Here is an 18,050-nt window from a genome sequence, read left to right on the forward strand (position 1 = left end):
CCGTGGGGTGCTGCCTGAGCGGATCATTCCCAAGAGTATCAGAGACGTGCCGAATGCAAAAGGTGTTTTCCACCGTGCAAGGAGGAAAAGATGATGGGATTGCTTCCAATCACGGGAGGTCTTTGGTATGGAAAGCCGGGGATTGTGAGGGATACGCGCATACGGCGGTCCACAATGTTGCGCACGGAGGAGTGATGAAGCTGACGACGAGAAGCCGCTACGGTACGCGCATGGTCTTGGACATCGCCCAGCACGCTGACGAAGGCCCGGTCCGCATCGGAGACATTGCCAAGCGTCAGAAGGTTTCGGTCAAGTATCTGGAAAAACTTATTCGGGAGCTGCGTGACGCCGGACTGGTCACCAGCCGCAGGGGGCCCAAGGGCGGCCACGTGCTCGGCAGAGCCGCGGAGGACATCTCCGTGGGCGAGGTGGTGCGCGTGCTCGAAGGCAATCGCCATCTGGTGTACTGCGTGCGCGGCAAGGAAAAGTGCGAACGCAGCGAGGACTGCCTGACCCGCAAGCTCTGGCGCATCGCCAGCGAGGCCATGTTCGAAAAGCTGGACTCCATCAGCTTCGCGGATCTCGTCAACGATCAGGCCAACTGCCTGGCCGGAAGGGGCATCGGCCAGAATTCCTGAAAAAGACCCCGACCGGGGCGAAAGAGAACGGCGCGGTCCCGCAACGCATGCGGAGCCGCGCCGTTTCGCGCGTATGGTCTTGCGGCTTGCGTTCAGCCTTCCAGGCGCTCCAGGAAGACCTGCAAGCTGCCGTGATTGGTGCGTACGGCCAACTCTTTGACTTCGCTCAGGTCGATGGGCAGCTCAAAGGTGATCCTGCGGATTCCTTCGCCGGAATAGCCGTCCAGCACGCTGGCTTTGCCGTCCAGCCCCGGATTGGTCACGGCCATTTCCACGTGGAGGTTGTTGCCGCTGCGGCGGTAGTTTCCCTTCCAGATTCCGCCGCCCGTGTCCATGCCGGAGATCGCGCCGTCGTTCAGGCGGACCGTGGCTGTCCGGCTGCCGAACTGGCCCTTGTAGGCAATCTGATACGTTCCTTGAAAGTTTGCCGCCATGCCGCCTCTCGGATGGTTTTCAGACTCATTTGCGGAAAGGTACGGCAGAAAGACCCCTGTCGCAACACCGGAAGAGTATTATTTCTGCAACTTCATGAAACGAACAGCAGCAGGTTGCCGCAGGCGTCCACCTCCGCCCGCGCCCAGGGCGGAACCGCGACGGTGGAGCTGTATTCCACGACCAGGGCCGGGCCGGCAAAGGCGTTGCCGGGCAGCAACTGGTCGCGGTCCAGGACCGGCGTCTCGTGCTCCCGCCCTTCGAACACGGCTTGGACGAATCCCTTGCGCGCGGCGGCGGCCACTTTTGGCGGGCCTTCCCGGCGCGGGGCGGGCGGGGCGACTGCGGCCGGACCCACGGCGCGCAGGCGCAGGGTCACGACCTGCACGGCCCGGCCCGTCATGCGGTGGCCGTAGGCGCGTTCGTGCAGCTCCGCGAACGTCTCCGCAGGGGCGCGATCCGGTTCCAGAGGCGTTGTCAGTTCGAAGGATTGTCCGGCGTAGCGCATGTCCAGGGCGCGTTCCAGGCGCACCTGCCCGGCCTGGAAGCCTTCCAGGGCCATCTCGTCCAGGGCGCGCGCCTCCAGCGGGGCAAAGGCGCGCTCCAGCGCGGCAGGAGCAAGGTCCGCGGCGTCGTGCATGACCGTGAGCGAATAGTCCTTGACCACGTCCGCCATGAGCATGCCCAGGGCCGAAAGCAGGCCGGGATTGTTCGGCACGAGCACGCGGGGCACGCCCAGCAGGCGCGCCAGGGACGAGCAGTGCAGCCCTCCGGCGCCGCCGAACGAAAGCAGGGTGAACTCGCCGGGGTCGAAGCCCCGCTCCACGGAGATGACCCGCAGGGCGCGCTCCATGTTCGAGTCCGCCACCTGGAGGATGCCTTCGGCCAGGGCTGTTGGCGCGAGTCCGGCCTCCCGGGCCATGCGTTCCACGGCCCGGCGCGTTCGCTCCGCATCCAGGCGCATGCGCCCGCCGAGAAAATGTTCGGCGGAAAGCCGTCCGAGAAAGAGATTCGCGTCCGTGACAGTGACGCGCCCGCCCTTGCCGTAGCAGACCGGGCCGGGATCGGCGCCCGCGGACTGCGGCCCCACCACAAGGGAGCCGCCCGCGTCCAGGGAGGCGATGGAGCCGCCCCCCGCGCCCACGGTGTGGATGTCGATCATGGGCGTGCGCACCGGGTAGCCGGAGAGCGTCGTGCCGGTCGCCAGGGGCAGGCCGTTGTCGAGCAGGGCCACGTCCGTGGAGGTGCCGCCCATGTCGAAGGTCATGAGCCGGTCGAACCCGGCGGCGCGGCCCACTGCCAGCGCCCCGACCACCCCGCCCGCCGGGCCGGAAAGCACCGTGCGCACGGGCTCCTCGGCGGCCGTGGCAGCGGAGATTGTCCCGCCGTTGGACTGCATGATCCGCAGCCCCGCAGGCACGGCGGCGCGAAGATTGGCGAGATAGCGGTTCATTCTGGGGGCGACGTAGGCGTTGATCGTGGTCGTGGCCGTGCGCTCGTATTCGCGGAACTCGGCCAGGACGCGGTGGGAAAGGGACAGGGTCGCGCCGGGGCAGGTCTCCCGCAGGATTTCGGCCATGCGAAGCTCATGGGCGGGGGCGAGAAAGGAAAAGAGCAGGCAGACGGCAACGGATTCGGCTCCGCTCTCGCGCACGGCTTCGGCAGCGCGGCGCGCGGCGTCGTCGTCAAAGGGTTCGACTTCTTCTCCCGTGGAGGCGACGCGGCCCGGAATCCCGAAACGAAGATGTTCCGGCACGATGCCGGGAGAGCGGCGGTAGTGCAGGTCGTAGAGGTCGGTGCGGTTCTGCCTGCCGATGAGCAGCACGTCCTCGAAGCCCGCATTGGTGACCAGGGCCGTGACCGCGCCCTTGCGCTCCAGCACGGCATTGGTGGCCACGGTGGAGCCGTGGACCACGTCCGCGTCTAGCCCGGCGTCCAGCGCGTCCAGCCCCGCAAGGATGGCCTCGGCCGGGTCGTGGGGCGTGGAAAGCAGCTTGTGCACCCGGATTTTTCCGTTTTCGAGCAGGATGAGGTCGGTGAAGGTGCCGCCCGTGTCCGCGCCGACAATGGCCACGCTTTTCTCCTTCCATGCTTTGGGATAAAACGGGGAGGGGCTCCGCAGCGATGGAGCCGGGAGATTCCATGTATCCGAAAACGGTGGTCTTCGTCTACGGCACGCTCAAGCGGGGGCTGCGCAACCATTGCTTTCTCGAAGGCGCGGCATATCTCGGAAGGGGCCGGACCTGCGGCCGTTTCGCCCTGCATCCGGGGCCGGGATATCCGTTCGCCTCGCGCACGCTGCGGCTCTATCCGATCCAGGGCGAGGTCTACGAAGTGGATTTTCCGATTCTGGAAAAGCTGGATCGCCTGGAGGAGCATCCGCGCGAATACCGTCGCGAGTTGCTGGCCGTGGAACTGGAACGGGGCGGAGTCGTCCAGGCCTGGACCTATCTGCATCCGGGACCGTTCCTCGGCACCCTGGACCGGGGCGAGTGGAACGGCTGAATCCCCGCAAGCCGGAATCGGCGGGACCATCCGCAGCGAAAACGAGAAAATCTCTCAAGATACCTAAAGATTTTCGATAGAAGAGCCGATATCATGGGCATGGCGCTACCCATCACCCAACTTGGCTCCCTTTCCGCCTCGGCGGCGGTTTCCGCGCGCCCGGGCGCGGCGGCGCGGCAGGCCGGAAATGCAGGCGCTGAGAGCAACCCGGTAAAGGATTTGCTCAACGGCGCCTCGAGTTCCAAGAAACCGACGCTGCACGTCCGGAACACGGAGCAGCCGACGCTGACCCGCATTCATGTTTCCCGCGTATTCACCCGCGCAGCGTTGCGCGAGGCCTTCGACAACGCCGTGGGCGAAGCCATGTCCGTGTTCTATGGGCTGGGCGACGACGGAAAAATGGAATCCCGGCTGCTCTCCGGCGACGATTCGGAACAGTTCTTCAGCATGGATTCACCGGAGCAGGTCAAGCTGATGGAGAAGGTTCAGTCCGCATTGGACGACGAGCGCTTCGACGACGCAAAAAAACTGCTGACCGGTTCCATCGACCTCTTCAACAAAGACAATGCCGAGCGCTTCAAGGGGCTTGCGGAACAGGCGGGCAAGGCGTTCGAGGCGAGCCTCAAGCACAGTCTCGGACATGTGCGCATGAATTTCGGCGGCGACTTCACGGCCATGATGACCCGAAGCGCCGAGGAAGGGGGCAAGCTGGTGGAAGAAGCCCTGCGCGGAGCGCTGCTCGGCGGGGGCGATGGACTCGGCGCGTTGACCCAGGCGACCGTGGAAGGCGTGGACGCGCTGCTCTCGGACGATCGCAGGGGCTCTTGTACGACCGAGGGGCGGGCCGCCCTGCTGCGGGCCGGCGCCACAAGCAAGGAACCCGATACCGCGCTTGCCGGAGCCGGGCAGGACACGAAGGACGACGAGCCGGAAGTGACGGGAAATCTTTTGGCTGACGTCGCTTCCCTCGTGAAGCACGGCACTCTTTGGGATTCGGATACCATGACGGCCCTCAAGGATTCCGCCGATGAGATGGCGGCCCATGCCGAGTCCATGCTCAAGGACGGCATCGGGGTGCACAGCCTGCGCATCGAGTTCGACATGTGGCTGGAGTCTCCGCAAAAAAAGGAAGACGGGAAGCAGGGCCTGGATTCGCTTCTGCCGGATGTCGCGGACATGGCCGCTGAAGAGGAATCTGCGGTGATCGCAGAGGCGCAGGAAGCCGATCCGAGCCTGGGCGCGCTGGCGGGCGCGCGGGTACTTTTCGTGACTGCGGAGGCGGACGCCTTCGGCAGCGAAGCCTACAACGCCGCTTCCTCAAGATACGGCAGCTTCGGCTCCGCCTCCGCCCTTTCCGGGCTGTTGCGCGACATGCGCATATGATCGCCTCCGCCGTCAGGCCTCCTGGTCTGGCGGTTCCCGGAGCGCCCCTCTGTCCGCTGCTTCGCCGTTCCCGCCGCTTCGGCTTGATTTCCTCGCAGTTCCGGGAGTATGAAGGGACATGCGCCTCCCTGCAAACTTCCTCGCAAGCATCGTCGTGTTGTTCGCCCTGCTGATCGCGCAGGGATGCGGCCCTTCTGCACGAATGGACGCTCTGCGTCCCGCCGCCGTGCCCTTGCCGGGCGTGCGCGCCCTGGCCGTGGCCGACTTCGTCGGTCCTTACGGCGAGGAAGCCAGGCGGTGTTTCCGGGAGCGGCTCGCGGAATCGCAGCGGTTTTCCCTCGCGCCGGGAACGGAAGGCTCTTCGCCGGGGGTGGCCGTGGTCCGTGCGGAGGTCTCCAGCGGCCTGCATGATCGGCGCGGCGAAGAGAACCAAAATTTCCACGACACGATTTCCCGCGTCGTCACCGAACGGGACGGACAGGGCAACGTGATCCGCACGTACACCGAAGAGGTTCCCGTGCGCCGCGTGCGGCGTTTCGTCTACGTGGACCGCTCGGCCCGCGTGGAAGCGCGGCTGCGCGTGGAGTCCGGAAGCAGGCTGCTGGCCGAGGAGAGCGAATCCGAGAGCCTGGAGCGCCGCTACGGCGGGGTGGATTGCGACGACAAGGATTCCGACCGCTACGACGACTGCCTGCCCCTGCGACAAATGCCCCGAGAGTGCGAGGTGCTGTCCGAGCTGGCCTGCTCCGTGGGAGCGGAACTGGCGCGGCGCATTCTGCCCGAAGCATACACCGTCCACGTCTCCCTGGACGAGGACGGGGGCGATCTGGTGCGCCGGGGCGCGGAACTGGCCGACGACGATTCCTGGGCCGCGGCAGCGGCGCTGTGGCGTCAGGCTCTGGCCGCGAACCCCGGCAACGCTCCGGCCCTGTACAATCTCGGAGTGGAGCAGGAGCGGCGCGGAGCAGCGGACAACCTTCGCCAGGCGCAATCATATTATAATAGAGCCTTTGACCTCGACCCCAAGCGTCTCTATGCCGAGGGCATGGAGCGCATCGCAGGGCGCATTCGGGACGCGGAAGAGCTGGCCCGTCGGCTGGAGGGCGTGCGGTGAGCCGCTGCCCGAAGAATGCGTGAAACCGCGCGCAGGCGCAGGTCCGCAGCGGGATGACGCCGTTGCCCACAACCAAGACGATATTTTGAACAGTGATGAACAATGATGATTAATAAGCTTGGCAGAAGGCGGAAAGAGCCGTTTGCCAAGTGCGTGCGCCCGGCCGAGGCCGGGGCGCGTTCCGCGCTCCGGCGCGGCGCAAGGAGGTAGCGTGGCCCAACAGAATGCGGACCGGAAGCCGGACCTGCACCCCTTTTTCCACCCCCAGACCGTGGCCGTGGTCGGCGCGTCCGCGTCGCCGGGCAAAGTCGGCCACACGGTCCTGACCAACATGATCGGCGCGGGGTTCAAGGGCAGGCTCATTCCCGTGAACCCCAAGGGCGGGGAGATCGAGGGACTGCCCGTGGCCGCGACCATCGCCGAGCTGCCCCGGGGGCTCGACCTGGCCGTGGTGGCCGTTCCGCGCCGGTTCGTGGTCGATTCGCTGCGGGAGCTGGGTGCCTTGGGCGCCCGCTCGGCCATCGTGATCACCGCCGGGTTCAAGGAGGTCGGCAAGGAGGGCTGGTATCTGGAACAGGAGATCCGCGAGGTCTGCGCCGAACACGGCATGGCCCTGCTCGGTCCGAACTGCCTGGGCATGATCAACGCTTCCGCCGGGGTCAACGCCTCGTTCGCCGCGGGCCAGCCGAATCCCGGCAGCATCGCGTTCTTTTCCCAGTCCGGCGCGCTCTGCGTGGCCATCCTGGACTGGGCCGTGGGCGCGAACATCGGGTTTTCCAAGTTCGTCAGTCTGGGCAACAAGGCCCTGCTGGACGAGGCGGACATGCTCGAATATCTCGCGCAGGACACGGAAACCAAGGTCATCCTCGGCTACATCGAGAACGTGGAGCACGGCGAGGCGTTTTTGCGCAGCGCCGAGGCGGTCTGTCGCCAAAAGCCCGTGCTGATGATCAAGTCCGGCACCACGGCGGCCGGAGCCAAGGCGGCCAGCTCCCACACCGGAGCCATCGCCGGGTCGGACCAGGCCTACGAGGCCGCCTTCAGGAAATGCGGCATCATCCGCGTGCAGGACGTGGAAACCCTTTTCAATCTCGCCCAGGCCTTTTCCGCGCAGCCCCTGCCGCATGGGCCGAACCTAGCCATCGTCACCAACGCGGGCGGTCCCGGCATCCTGGCCGCGGACGACTGCGCCCGCTTCGGCCTGAACATGGCCCGGCCCGAACAGCGCACCGTGGAGCGGCTTCAGGCCTTCCTGCCGCCCTATGCGGGCTTCTACAACCCCTTCGACATCATCGGCGACGCGGACGCCGCGCGGTTCCGCAAGGCCCTGGAGATCGTCATCGACGATCCCATGACCCATTCCCTGCTCGTGATTCTCACGCCCACGCCCCAGGCGGACGTGGAGGCCACGGCGCGGGCCGTGGTGGAGGTCGGCCGCAGGCGCACGGACAAGCCTGTGTTCTGCTGCTTCATGGGCATGAAGGGAGTGCATGCCGGGAAACGGATTCTGGACAGCGCGGGCGTGCCCTGCTTCGAGTTTCCGGAGCCTGCCGTGCAGAGCATCAAGGCCATGTACGATCATTTCCTGCGCAGCAGGCGGGGCCTTCCAGAACCTTTTTCCATGGAGCGGGACCGGGAGCGGGCCGCCAGGGTCGTGGCCGAGGCCAGGGCCAAGGGAACGCTGGAGATCGTGGAATTCCAGGCCCAGGAATTTCTGGCCGCCTACGGCCTGCCCACGCCGCCCACGAAGCTGGCCCGCAGCTCGGACGAGGCCGTGGCCGCCGCCGAGGCCATGGGCTGGCCCGTGGTGCTCAAGATCGCCTCGCCGGACATCTCCCACAAATCCGACGTGGGCGGGGTCGCGGTCAACGTGCGCAACGCCGAAGAGGTGCGCCGGACCTTCTGGGACATCACCTCCCGCGCGGCCAAGCTGCGCCCGGAAGCCTACGTGGTCGGCTGCCTCGTGCAGCGCATGGCCCCTCCCGGAGTCAAGGAGGTCATCGTGGGCTTCAAGCGCGACGAGCAGTTCGGCCCGCTGATCATGTTCGGCCTGGGCGGCATCTACGTGGAAGTGCTCAAGGACATCGCCTTCCGGCTGGCACCGCTTTCGGCGCGGGACGCCTTCGAGATCGTGCGCGAGATCAAGTCCTACATGCTGCTCAAGGGCGTGCGCGGAGAGCAGCCCGTGAACTTCGAGGCCCTGGAGAGGATCATTCTGACCATCTCCCAGGTGGCCGTGGATTTCCCGGAAATCCTGGAGGCCGAGTTCAACCCCGTGCTTGTGGATCACGACACGGCCATCGTGGCCGACGTGCGCATGACCTTGCATTCTTGAGGTCTTTGGGGAATAGTCGCAGCGCTTGAAGCAGGAGGAATCGCAATGGTCGGCATCTACATAGGCTCCACGGCCGGATATTCCGGAAAGAATCTCGTGGCCGTGGCCCTGGGCCTGCGGCTGCAGAAGGACGGCCTCAAGGTCGGCTACATGAAGCCCGTGGGCGCCGTGCCCCATCGCGAAGGCGACAAGGTCGGCGACGAGGACGCCTTCTTCATGCTCGACGTGCTCGGCCTGGACGCGGATCCCGCCCTGGTCACGCCCGTGCTCGTGACCCGCGACTTCAAGGTCAAGGCGTTCACCGAGGGGGTGGGCGACCTCATGGGCGAGATCAAGAGCGCCTACGAAAAGCTCTCCGAGGGCATGGACGTGATGATCGTGGCCGGGTCCGGAGCCTACATGGACTCCGGAGCCTACTGCGGCGTGGAGGGGGTGCGCGTGGCCCGCGAGCTGGGCCTGAAGACTCTGCTCATCGACCGCTTCTTCGGCGAACTGCGCTACGACTCGCTTTTGCGCTCGCGCAAGCGCCTGGGCGACGACCTTGCGGGCGTGGTCTTCAACGACGTTCCCGAAGGCTACCGCGCCGAGGTGGACGAGCTGATCGTTCCCTTCCTGGAACGGCAGGGCCTGGACGTGTTCGGCGTGATCCCCTCGGATCCGGTCATGGGCGCCATCAAGGTCTCGGACCTGGCGGCCCGCCTTTCCGGCAAGGTGGTTTCCGCCCACGGCCGCGCCGACCGCGTGGTGGAGAACTTCCTCATCGGCACCATGCAGGTCGAGAATTTCATGACCCACTTCCGGCGGCACAAGAATTCCGCCATCATCGTGGGCGGCGACCGCGCCGACGTGCAGCTCGTGGCCCTGGAAGGGGCCTGCCCCTGCCTGATCCTCACGGGAAACCTCTATCCCAACGACATCATCATGACCCGGTCCGAAGTGCTGGAAACGCCGATCATCATGGTCCGCGACGACACCTACACCGTGGCCAAGAAAATGGAAGCCATCCTTTCCAGCCACAAGCTGCGGGACACCATCAAGGTCACCCACGGAACGCAGCTCGTGGGCTCGTCCCTGGACTTCCCCCGGCTGCGCGCCAAGCTCGGCATCTAGCGCGAGCCTCTGCGTTCGTCCTGCATGAGGCGGTTCCCGGATCGGGGACCGCCTTTTTGCGTTTCGGGCCGCAAGCCCCGGCAGAAGATGCGGCTGCCAATGATCGGAATGTCGTTGAAATAATCAAGGAACCTCTTCAGTAGGAAAATCGGATTCTTGTGGTTTTATTTCCGACCTAAAGCGTAGGGATTAGTAAATTTCCTTTGAAAAACTGGTTCCCTCATCGCTTTTTTTCGTGTAAACGTCTTGGGAATTTTAGCACAAAAGTCTTCGGCGTGTCCGCGCCGGGGAATTGCGCTGAGCGTGATGGGACGGCGACGCCGTCCGCGTCGATCAACGGCACATCGTATCTGGAGGCATACCATGCAGGACAGAAGTGGTTGGGATTGGGATCCCGGGAAACGGGCCGTACTGGATACGGCCGTGTGTTCCGAAGGGGTCCGTTGGATGGAGGAGTTGCACGTCAGTCCTGACGGCGAAACCGCTGCGGCCATCTGCTGCACGGACGACGCCGAGTTCGGGATTTGCGTCAACGGCGACTTCGGCGAGGATCGGTACGAAAAGGCCATCTGCCCCAAGTTCTCCCCCGACGGACAGTATACGGTCATGGTTTCCCAGGACATGGAGTGGTATCTCTCCGTGGACGGCGAGCTCTGGCCCGAAGGGTACGGATTTCTTTGGAATACCCTGTTCCGTGACGGAAACGTCGCGGTCTCCGTACAGCAGGACATGCAGTACGGCATGTGCGTGAACGGCGAGCTCTGGGAAAACCTCTACGACAACGCCAACAACTTCGCCCTGGCGCCCGACGGCAAGACCTCGGCGGCCGCCGTGCAGGTCATTTCCCTGGGACAGGCGGAGGTCTTCAAGTTCCAATCCGGCATTTTCTCGCTGGCCGTGAACAGCGAACCCTGGGACGAGATCTTCGTCAACGTCTACACCCCGGTCTTCAGCGACGACAGCGCCAGCGTGGCCTGCCAGGTGCGCCGCAGCCTCTACGACTACACCATCGCAGTGGACGGCAAGGTCTGGAACAAGAATTACAATTGCGTTTGGGAACCGGTCTTCAAGCCCGGCACCAAGGACGTTTTCGCCCCGGTCCGCATCGCGGGCAAGTGGGGCATGGCCTGCAACGCCCAGCTCGCATGGCCGAACAAGTGGACCCAGCTCTGGCAGCCCCAGTTCTCCAAGGACGGCAAAAACCTCTACGCCATCGGCGCGAACGGCTTCGGCAAGTTCACCGTGGTCAAGAACAACGCCCCCTGGGCCGTGGACTTCCCGGTGATCACGGACCTCGTGCTCTGTCCCTGCGGCGAGGGCGCGGCGGCCATCGCCAAGAAGACGAACGGCCAGTACACCATGGTCGTCAACGGCAAGGCCTGGGAAGGCGATTACGACATGATCTTCCCGGCGGTCTTCAGCCCGGACGGCGAGAAGGTCGGCTGCGTGGCCGAGAAGAACGGCAAGTACAGCATCCTCGTCAACGGCAAGCCCTGCGGCGAGTCCTACGACCGGGCCTTCACGCCCGCGTTCAGCCCGGACTCGACCAAGGTGCTGGTCAAGGGTGTCTCCGGAACCGAGTACAGCCGCAGCGTCCTCGACGCCACCGGCTTTTAACCCAAGGGGGAAACCATGCACGATATCTACAATTTCGTCGTCGGCCCCCTGGCGTGGTTCGGCTGGGGCGTCTTCATCCTCGGCTCGATCTTCAAACTCGTCTACGCCTACAACAAATTCGTCACCAAGGACGGCACTTCCGCTCCCTACATGAGCTGGAAGTACGGCCTGCGCTCCATCGGAGCCTGGCTGGTGCCCTTTAACGCCCTGGGTTGGAGAAACAACCCCCTGGTCACGGTCGTCACCTTCGTGTTCCACATCTGCCTGATCCTGGTGCCCGTCTTCCTGAGCGCGCACGCGGTGCTCTGGCAGCAGTTCTTCGGAGTGGAGTTCTTCTGGACCCTGCCGGACAACGTGGCCGACTACATGACCCTGGCCGTCATCGCGGCCTGCGTGTTCTTCGCCGTGCGGCGCCTGGCCTATCCGCGGGTCAGGTTCGTGACCGAGGCCAAGGACTGGTGGGTGCTCCTGCTGGTGGTCAGCCCGTTCATCACGGGGTTCCTGGCCTACCATCAGGTCTTCCAGTACCAGATCATGATCGTGCTGCATGTGATCACCGGCCTGGCCTGGCTGGCGCTCATCCCGTTCTCCCGTCTTGCGCACATGCTCTTCATCCTCTTCTCCAGGGCCTACATCGGCTCCGAGTTCGGTGGCGTGCGCAAGGCCAAGGACTGGTAAACCGGGCCTAAGGAGGGTTATCCCAGTGAAAGAAATCAAGTTCGACAGAAAAATCGACGACGCGGGGTTGCGCGAGGGAATCGCCAAGCTGACCCCTGAGAAGATACAGGAAACGTTCCTGCAATTCATCGAGGGCGAGACCGGAGCCAAGCTCAAGGTCTACTCCGAAACCTGCGTGCGTTGCGGCATGTGTTCCGAGGCCTGCCACTACTTCATGTCCCACGACGGCGACCCCAGCTATTCGCCCGTGGGCAAGGTCACCCAGACCATGGGCGTCCTGCTGAAGAAAAAGGGCCTCGTCGATCCGGAGTTCATCTACAAATGCGCCCAGATCGCCTACACCGAGTGCAACCTTTGCCGTCGCTGCATCCATTATTGCCCGCTCGGCATCGACACCGGCTACATCATGTCCATGGTGCGCCGCTTCTGCCATAAGCTCGGCGTGACGCCCCTGTACATCCAGGACACCGCCCATTCCCACTCCGCGACCTTCAACCAGATGTGGGTCAAGGACGACGAATGGCCGGACGCCCTGCTCTGGCAGGAGGAGGAAGCCCGCGACGAGTTCCCGAATCTGCGCGTGCCCCTGGACGTGGAAGGCGCGGACTACATGTATTCGGTCATCGCGCCGGAACCCAAGTTCCGCACCCAGCTGATCTACCAGGCCGCGGCCATCCTGCATGAGTCCGGCGTGAACTGGACCATGCCGAGCCTGCCCGGCTGGGACAACTCGGACATGGCCATGTTCACCGGCGACTTCGAGATGATGGGCCGGCTCAAGCGCGCCCACTTCGAGTGCGCCCAGAAGCTCAAGGTCAAGAAGATCGTCATGGGCGAATGCGGCCACGCGTTCCGCTCGGTCTACGACATGGGCAACCGCTGGTGCGGCTGGGACAACTACCCGGTCGAGGTCGTGCACTCCATCGAGTTCTTCGCCTACCTGCTGCGCAGCGGCAAGATCAAGATGGCCACCAAGTTCGAAGGCCCCGTGACCATTCACGATCCCTGCAACGTGATTCGCGGTCGCGGTCTGATGGACGAGCTGCGCTACGTGACCAGCGAGATCGCCACCGAGGTCATCGAGATGACCCCCAACCGCGAGCACAACTACTGCTGCTGCGCGGGCGGCGGCGTGATCAACTGCGGGCCTCCGTTCAAGAACGTCCGCATCAAGGGCAACAAGATCAAGGCCGAACAGCTCAAGCGGATGAAGGATCAGGGCGTGAACACGATCATCTCGCCGTGCCACAACTGCCACGGCGGCCTGGAAGACATCATCCATGCCTACGATCTGCACATGGAACTCAAGTTCCTGGGCGACATCATCTACGCGCACATGGAAAAGACCAAGGCCGTGGAGTAAGGAGGAACAGCCATGAAAAAACTGTATATCAGCATCGCCCTCGCGGCCCTGGCCTCGTTGCTCTGCTTCCTGCCCGCGGTGGCCCAGGACGACGTGATGACCATCGGCGGCGAAGACTATGGGTTCGTCATGCCTGAGCGCGCCCCGGTGAGCTTCACCCATACCGCGCACATGGATCTGGAAATGGTCAACGGCGAGTGCCTGCCCTGCCACCACAGCGGTGTCGAGGACGGCAAGTTCGTCGAGGGCGATCCGGCCCCGTGCAAGGACTGCCATGCGGAAAAAGACGGCGAGGTCAACCTGGCCGCCGCCTACCACACGCAGTGCATCGGCTGCCACAATGAGGCCAAGAAAGGCCCCATCACCTGCGGCGAGTGCCATGTCCAGAAGGACTTCTTCGGCATCCCGCTGAGCGGCGGCGCGGAACAATAGCGCGAATCCGGAGCGGGGCGAGCCCCATCCCCCGCTCCGATCCAACCGCGAAAACGGTCAGAGGCCGCCTTTCCCGATGCGTTGCGGGAAGGGCGGCCTCTCCTTTTGCCGCGGAGGCGAAAAAAAGCCCGCACGCCGTGAGACGTGCGGGCTTCGTCATCAGGGAGTGATGAAGCTAGCGCTTGACCAGTCCGAGCAGGAAGAGCAGGACCACGGCGCCGACCGTGGCCGTGATCAGCGAGCCGATCAATCCGCTGCCGTGAAAGCCGAGCAGGCCGAACAAAAATCCGCCGACCACAGCGCCGATGACGCCGATGATCAGGTTGCCGACCAGTCCGAAGCCGCGTCCTTTCATGATCTGTCCGGCCAGGAAGCCGGCGAGCAGTCCGATGAGCAGATACCAGATGATTCCCACGGAGACCTCCTTTTTTGGCGCTCCCCGGAACCGGGGAACCCTATCCTAAAGGATGTACCTGGAAAGGTCGCGATCTTCAACCACGTCGGCCAGGCGGCAGCGCACGTATTCGCGGTCGACGACGACCTTGCTGCCGGACTTGTCCGGAGCCTCGAAGGAAAGCTCGGAAAGCAGCTTTTCCATGATCGTGTACAGCCTGCGCGCTCCGATGTTCTCGGTGTCCTCGTTGATTTTCTCGGCGATGGCGGCCATCTCTTCCAGAGCCTCGCGCGTGAAGTCCAGCGCGACCCCCTCGGTGCCGAGAAGGGCTTTGTACTGCACGGTCAGGGCGTTTCTGGGCTCGGTGAGGATGCGGTAGAACTCGTCCTTGCCCAGGGCCTGGAGTTCCTCCCGGAGCGGGAAGCGGCCCTGAAGTTCGGGAATCAGGTCCGAGGGCTTGGCGAAATGGAAAGCGCCGGCCGCGATGAAGAGGATGTGATCGGTCTTGACCATGCCGTATTTCGTGTTGACCACGCAGCCTTCGACCACGGGGAGCAGGTCGCGCTGCACGCCCTCGCGGGAGACGTCCACGCCGCCGCCGTGCTCCTGGCGCGAGGCGACCTTGTCCAGCTCATCCAGGAAGAGGATGCCAGTCTGCTCCACGCGTTCGCGCGCCTGCTCGATGACCTTGTCCATGTCGATGAGCTTGTCGGATTCCTCCTGGATGAGCACCTCGTAGGCGTCCTTGACCTTCATCTTGCGGCGTTTCTTCTTGTTCGGGAAGAGTCGGCCCAGGGCGTCCTGCATCTGCATGCCCATGTCCTCCATGCCGGGGATGGCCATGATGCTCACGCCGGGGTCGGCCTGGCTGGAGACTTCCAGTTCCACTTCCTTGTCGTCGAGCAGGCCGTCGCGCCACATCTTGCGGAATTTCTCGCGCGTGCCCTCGTCCTTGCCGGGCAGGGGCGCGGCATCCCCTTCAGCCGGGGACATGTAGAACCCGGCACCCGCGGTCTTGGGCCGCGAACCGGGCAGGAGCAGATCCAGGAGCCGGTCTTCGGCGGCCTTTTCGGCCTTGATGCGCACGCGCTCGATCTCCTCCTTGCGGACCATGGTCACGCCGATCTCCATGAGGTCGCGGATCATGGATTCCACGTCGCGGCCCACGTAGCCCACTTCGGTGAACTTGGTGGCCTCGACCTTGAAGAAGGGGCAGCCCGTCAGGTTGGCGAGGCGGCGGGCCACCTCGGTCTTGCCGACGCCGGTGGGGCCCATGAGGATGATGTTCTTGGGCGCGATTTCGTCGCGCAGTTCCGGCTCGATCTGCTGCCTGCGCCAGCGGTTGCGCATGGCGATGGCCACAATGCGCTTGGCCGCGTCCTGTCCGATGATGTATTTGTCCAGTTCCGAGACGATCTCGCGCGGGGTCAGGTTGCTCATGATGCTTTCTCTTGGGTCTGGATGATGATGTTGTCGTTGGTGAAGACGCAGATTTCCGAGGCGATGCGCATGGCCTTTTCCGCGATCTCGCGGGCCGGGAGCTGCGTTTCGCGGGCCAGGGCGCGGGCCGCGGCCAGGGCGTAGGGTCCGCCCGAACCGATGGCGGCGAGCCCGTCGTCCGGCTCGATCACGTCGCCCGTGCCGCTGATGATGAGGATGTTCTCGGCGTCGGCGGCCAGGAGCATGGCTTCCAGGCGGCGCAGATACTTGTCCGTGCGCCAGTCTTTGGCCAGCTCCACCGCGGCGCGCACAAGATTGCCGGAAAAGCTTTCCAATTTCTTCTCGAACCGCTCGAAGAGGGTGAAGGCGTCAGCGGTCGCTCCGGCAAACCCCACGGTGACGCGGTCCTTGTAGATGGTGCGGACCTTGCGTGCGCCGTGCTTCATGACGATGTTCTGGCCGAAGGTGACCTGGCCGTCTCCGGCCACGGCGGTGCCGTGCTCGTCCTTGACCGCCAGGATGGTCGTTCCTCTGATTTCCATGTGCTCTCCTTGGGGGCGGTGAGTCGTTCGTGTCAAATGGTCACGGAGCCATGAACGTCGGGTCAGGGCTCAAAACGTGGATTCGGCGGCGCGAAGCCAGACAGCCAGGGCCTTTTCGCCGCGCAGGACCATGCGCGCCTCGCGCACGAGGCCCTGGCCCAGGCCGGAGCGGAGCGCGCAGAGAGCCACGGGGGCGGCAAGCTCCACGGGATACCCGTAGGCGCCGCAGGACAGGGCGGGGAAGGCCAGAGATCGGATGCCGTTCTGGTCGGCGATGCGAAGACAGGCGAGATAGGCGCTGCGCAGCAGCTCGGCCTCATTCTCGTGGCCGCCGCGCCAGATGGGACCGACAGCGTGGATGACGTGCCCGAAGGGCAGGTCGAAGCCCGGCGTGAGCACGGCTTCGCCCGCCTGGAGTGGACCGTTCTCGCGGACATGCTCCAGCCCGGCCCGGAGCAGCCGCGGCCCGGCGGCGCGCTGGATGGCACCGTCCACACCGCCGCCGCCCGCGAGGCGGGAATTGGCCGCGTTGACGATGGCCTCGGCATCGACCTGCAAAAGGTCGTTGTTTTCGAGTTGGAGTGTGTTTCCGGAAAAAGTCCAGGTCCGCATGGGCATTGATCTAATGCCGAATCGCGGCTTGGCAAGGGGCCGGGCTTTGAGAAATACCCAGGCTCAGAAGGTGATGTTCACCCCGAAATGCGTGGTGATGCCGCCTTCGTCCTGGTTGTAGCCGTTGCCGAAGGGGGAGAGGCTGGGGGCGTCCTCGTCGCCGGGCAGGCCGTAGGAAAAGCCCATGTAGGCGTTCCACGGGCTGACCCTGGCGGGCTGTCCGGGCTTGGCGGCATCGAAGCTGAGGATCTTGAAACCAACGAACACATTGGCCACGCTGGAAGTCGCGCTCAGCAGGGAGGCAGGCATCTCGTTGTTGCCCTGTTCCGCAATGAGGGAAAACATTTGGCTTTGAACCGTGAAGTCGCCGAGAATCTCGGAAAGGCTGTCGCGCAGAAAGGAACTGCCTTCCTCGGTGGATTCCCCCTCAGCCGGACTTGGAGCATCCATGGAGTAGGCGTCCTGCGCGCCGCTTCCGCCGGCCATGTCCAGGTGCAGACCCTGGCCTGCCAGGGCAGGAAGGCAGAAGCCGAGCTGGGCGAGCAAGGCGATCAGGATCAAAAGGCGCTGCATGGCGTTGCTCCGTTGAGGTTCAGTATTTGAATTTCAATAATACGCCCGCAGAATGGGAAAGGCAAGAGGCCGAGAATCGCGGCGGAGAGGAACCAAAAGGGCTCCGCCGAAGCGGAGCCCTTTTGGGATTTATCCGGAATTCCGGCTAGAAGGTGAAGCGGACGCCGAGGATCGTGTCGAACGAACTCAGGTCGTCCATGCCCCAGGTGTACTTCCCTTCGCTGGAGTTCTCGCTGTAGTCGACATCGCCCAGGTGCACGTAGCGGGCGTTGAAGTCGAGCACGCAGTAATCGGTGATGTCGTAGGCGACTCCGGCACCGACCTGCCAGGCGAAGTTGGTTTCGGTGAAGCTGTTGTCTTCAGGAGCGTTGCGCCAGTTGCTGCTGAAGTCCAGGTCCGCGCTGATGAAGGCCATGCCCAGTCCGGCGCCGACATAGGGGGTCCAGGCCGACCCTGTGTCGAAGTCGTAGTAGGCGTTGAGCATCAGGGTCTGGATGTTGTCGATGGACCCGGATACCGTGGCGGTGCTGCCGCCGGAAGTGGCGTTCTGGGCGTCGAAGTCGTGGTCGCTGCCGTAATAGGTGTATTCCAGCTCCGTGCGCATATCCACGCCCATGCCGGACCAGTCGTAGCCCACGGCCACCGCGCCGAGCCAGCCGTCGTCGGAGTCCCAGTTGCCCGTGGTCGCGTTGTTGGCGGTGTTGGCCTGGGGGCCGGTGAGGTCGTTGCCGTCGCCGCCCGCAAAGGAATAGCCGCCCTTGATGGCGAAGGTGTAACCGCCGTTGTCGCCGGCAAAGGCGAGCCCCGCACAGAAGGTCAGTCCCACAACCAGAATCGAAACGATCAGTTTTTTCATTTTCCCTCCCTCTCGGAATGCACGAC

The 18,050-nt window shown here is 64.3% G+C and carries 18 protein-coding genes; 10 read left to right on the forward strand and 8 right to left on the reverse strand.

Annotated features, from left to right (window positions below; all coding sequences use genetic code 11):
- Positions 1 to 194 precede the first annotated feature (194 nt).
- Positions 195 to 638, forward strand: a complete 444-nt coding sequence (locus tag G452_RS0101820) for an RrF2 family transcriptional regulator (protein ID WP_022660551.1) — start codon at positions 195 to 197, stop codon at positions 636 to 638.
- Between the two features lie 92 nt (positions 639 to 730).
- Here G452_RS0101820 and G452_RS0101825 read toward each other — a convergent pair whose 3' ends face one another.
- Both G452_RS0101825 and G452_RS0101830 read right to left on the reverse strand, forming a co-directional pair.
- Positions 731 to 1,072 carry a hypothetical protein gene (locus tag G452_RS0101825; protein ID WP_022660552.1) on the reverse strand — a complete coding sequence of 114 codons (342 nt, stop codon included), beginning with the start codon at positions 1,070 to 1,072 and terminating at the stop codon, positions 731 to 733.
- A gap of 92 nt (positions 1,073 to 1,164) precedes the next feature.
- A complete protein-coding gene (locus tag G452_RS0101830) occupies positions 1,165 to 3,144 on the reverse strand; it encodes a hydantoinase/oxoprolinase family protein (protein ID WP_022660553.1) in 1,980 nt (659 codons plus the stop codon).
- Positions 3,145 to 3,212: 68 nt separating this feature from the next.
- On the opposite strand from G452_RS0101830, the gene G452_RS17650 reads away from it, so the two are divergent.
- The 9 genes from G452_RS17650 (at position 3,213) to G452_RS17655 (ending at position 13,607) form a co-directional block, all read left to right on the forward strand.
- Positions 3,213 to 3,575: a gamma-glutamylcyclotransferase family protein gene (locus G452_RS17650; RefSeq protein ID WP_022660554.1), complete on the forward strand. Its 363-nt coding sequence runs from the start codon at positions 3,213 to 3,215 to the stop codon at positions 3,573 to 3,575.
- A 93-nt stretch (positions 3,576 to 3,668) separates the two neighbouring features.
- Positions 3,669 to 4,958 carry a hypothetical protein gene (locus G452_RS0101840; RefSeq protein WP_022660555.1) on the forward strand — a complete coding sequence of 430 codons (1,290 nt, stop codon included), beginning with the start codon at positions 3,669 to 3,671 and terminating at the stop codon, positions 4,956 to 4,958.
- Between the two features lie 118 nt (positions 4,959 to 5,076).
- Positions 5,077 to 6,072, forward strand: a complete 996-nt coding sequence (locus G452_RS0101845) for a tetratricopeptide repeat protein (RefSeq protein WP_040368055.1) — start codon at positions 5,077 to 5,079, stop codon at positions 6,070 to 6,072.
- A gap of 211 nt (positions 6,073 to 6,283) precedes the next feature.
- On the forward strand, positions 6,284 to 8,407 hold the full coding sequence (locus G452_RS0101850; RefSeq protein ID WP_022660557.1) for an acetate--CoA ligase family protein: 2,124 nt from the start codon (positions 6,284 to 6,286) through the stop codon (positions 8,405 to 8,407).
- 45 nt (positions 8,408 to 8,452) lie between these two features.
- A complete protein-coding gene (locus G452_RS0101855; RefSeq protein ID WP_022660558.1) occupies positions 8,453 to 9,517 on the forward strand; it encodes a phosphotransacetylase family protein in 1,065 nt (354 codons plus the stop codon).
- A 363-nt stretch (positions 9,518 to 9,880) separates the two neighbouring features.
- A complete protein-coding gene (tmcD, locus tag G452_RS0101860; RefSeq protein WP_022660559.1) occupies positions 9,881 to 11,134 on the forward strand; it encodes an electron transfer complex subunit TmcD in 1,254 nt (417 codons plus the stop codon).
- 15 nt (positions 11,135 to 11,149) lie between these two features.
- Complete coding sequence (gene tmcC, locus G452_RS0101865) at positions 11,150 to 11,812, forward strand: TmcC family electron transfer complex membrane anchor subunit (RefSeq protein ID WP_022660560.1); 663 nt, start codon at positions 11,150 to 11,152, stop codon at positions 11,810 to 11,812.
- Between the two features lie 34 nt (positions 11,813 to 11,846).
- Positions 11,847 to 13,175, forward strand: a complete 1,329-nt coding sequence (gene tmcB, locus G452_RS0101870) for an electron transfer complex ferredoxin TmcB (RefSeq protein WP_407636014.1) — start codon at positions 11,847 to 11,849, stop codon at positions 13,173 to 13,175.
- A gap of 12 nt (positions 13,176 to 13,187) precedes the next feature.
- Entirely contained in the window at positions 13,188 to 13,607 is a 420-nt protein-coding gene (locus G452_RS17655; protein ID WP_022660562.1) for a cytochrome c3 family protein, read from the forward strand.
- A 175-nt stretch (positions 13,608 to 13,782) separates the two neighbouring features.
- On the opposite strand, the gene G452_RS0101880 is transcribed toward G452_RS17655, so the two are convergent.
- The 6 genes from G452_RS0101880 to G452_RS17660 all read right to left on the reverse strand — a co-directional run bounded on the left by G452_RS0101880 (position 13,783) and on the right by G452_RS17660 (position 18,024).
- Entirely contained in the window at positions 13,783 to 14,022 is a 240-nt protein-coding gene (locus G452_RS0101880; RefSeq protein WP_022660563.1) for a GlsB/YeaQ/YmgE family stress response membrane protein, read from the reverse strand.
- A gap of 45 nt (positions 14,023 to 14,067) precedes the next feature.
- Positions 14,068 to 15,441 (reverse strand): ATP-dependent protease ATPase subunit HslU, encoded by a 1,374-nt coding sequence (gene hslU / locus G452_RS0101885; RefSeq protein ID WP_022660564.1) that lies wholly within the window; start codon positions 15,439 to 15,441, stop codon positions 14,068 to 14,070.
- Entirely contained in the window at positions 15,438 to 15,983 is a 546-nt protein-coding gene (gene hslV, locus G452_RS0101890; protein WP_022660565.1) for an ATP-dependent protease subunit HslV, read from the reverse strand. The genes hslU and hslV overlap by 4 nt, the downstream gene beginning before the upstream one ends.
- Positions 15,984 to 16,052: 69 nt before the next feature.
- On the reverse strand, positions 16,053 to 16,595 hold the full coding sequence (locus G452_RS0101895; RefSeq protein ID WP_027188930.1) for a macro domain-containing protein: 543 nt from the start codon (positions 16,593 to 16,595) through the stop codon (positions 16,053 to 16,055).
- Positions 16,596 to 16,658: 63 nt separating this feature from the next.
- The gene (locus G452_RS0101900) at positions 16,659 to 17,168 is read right to left on the reverse strand and encodes a hypothetical protein (RefSeq protein ID WP_022660567.1); all 510 of its coding nucleotides are present in this window, start codon (positions 17,166 to 17,168) and stop codon (positions 16,659 to 16,661) included.
- Between the two features lie 145 nt (positions 17,169 to 17,313).
- Complete coding sequence (locus G452_RS17660; protein ID WP_022660568.1) at positions 17,314 to 18,024, reverse strand: outer membrane protein; 711 nt, start codon at positions 18,022 to 18,024, stop codon at positions 17,314 to 17,316.
- Between the last annotated feature and the right edge of the window lie 26 nt (positions 18,025 to 18,050).

This window comes from Paucidesulfovibrio longus DSM 6739 (assembly GCF_000420485.1).
Classification (GTDB): Bacteria; Desulfobacterota; Desulfovibrionia; order Desulfovibrionales; family Desulfovibrionaceae; genus Paucidesulfovibrio; species Paucidesulfovibrio longus.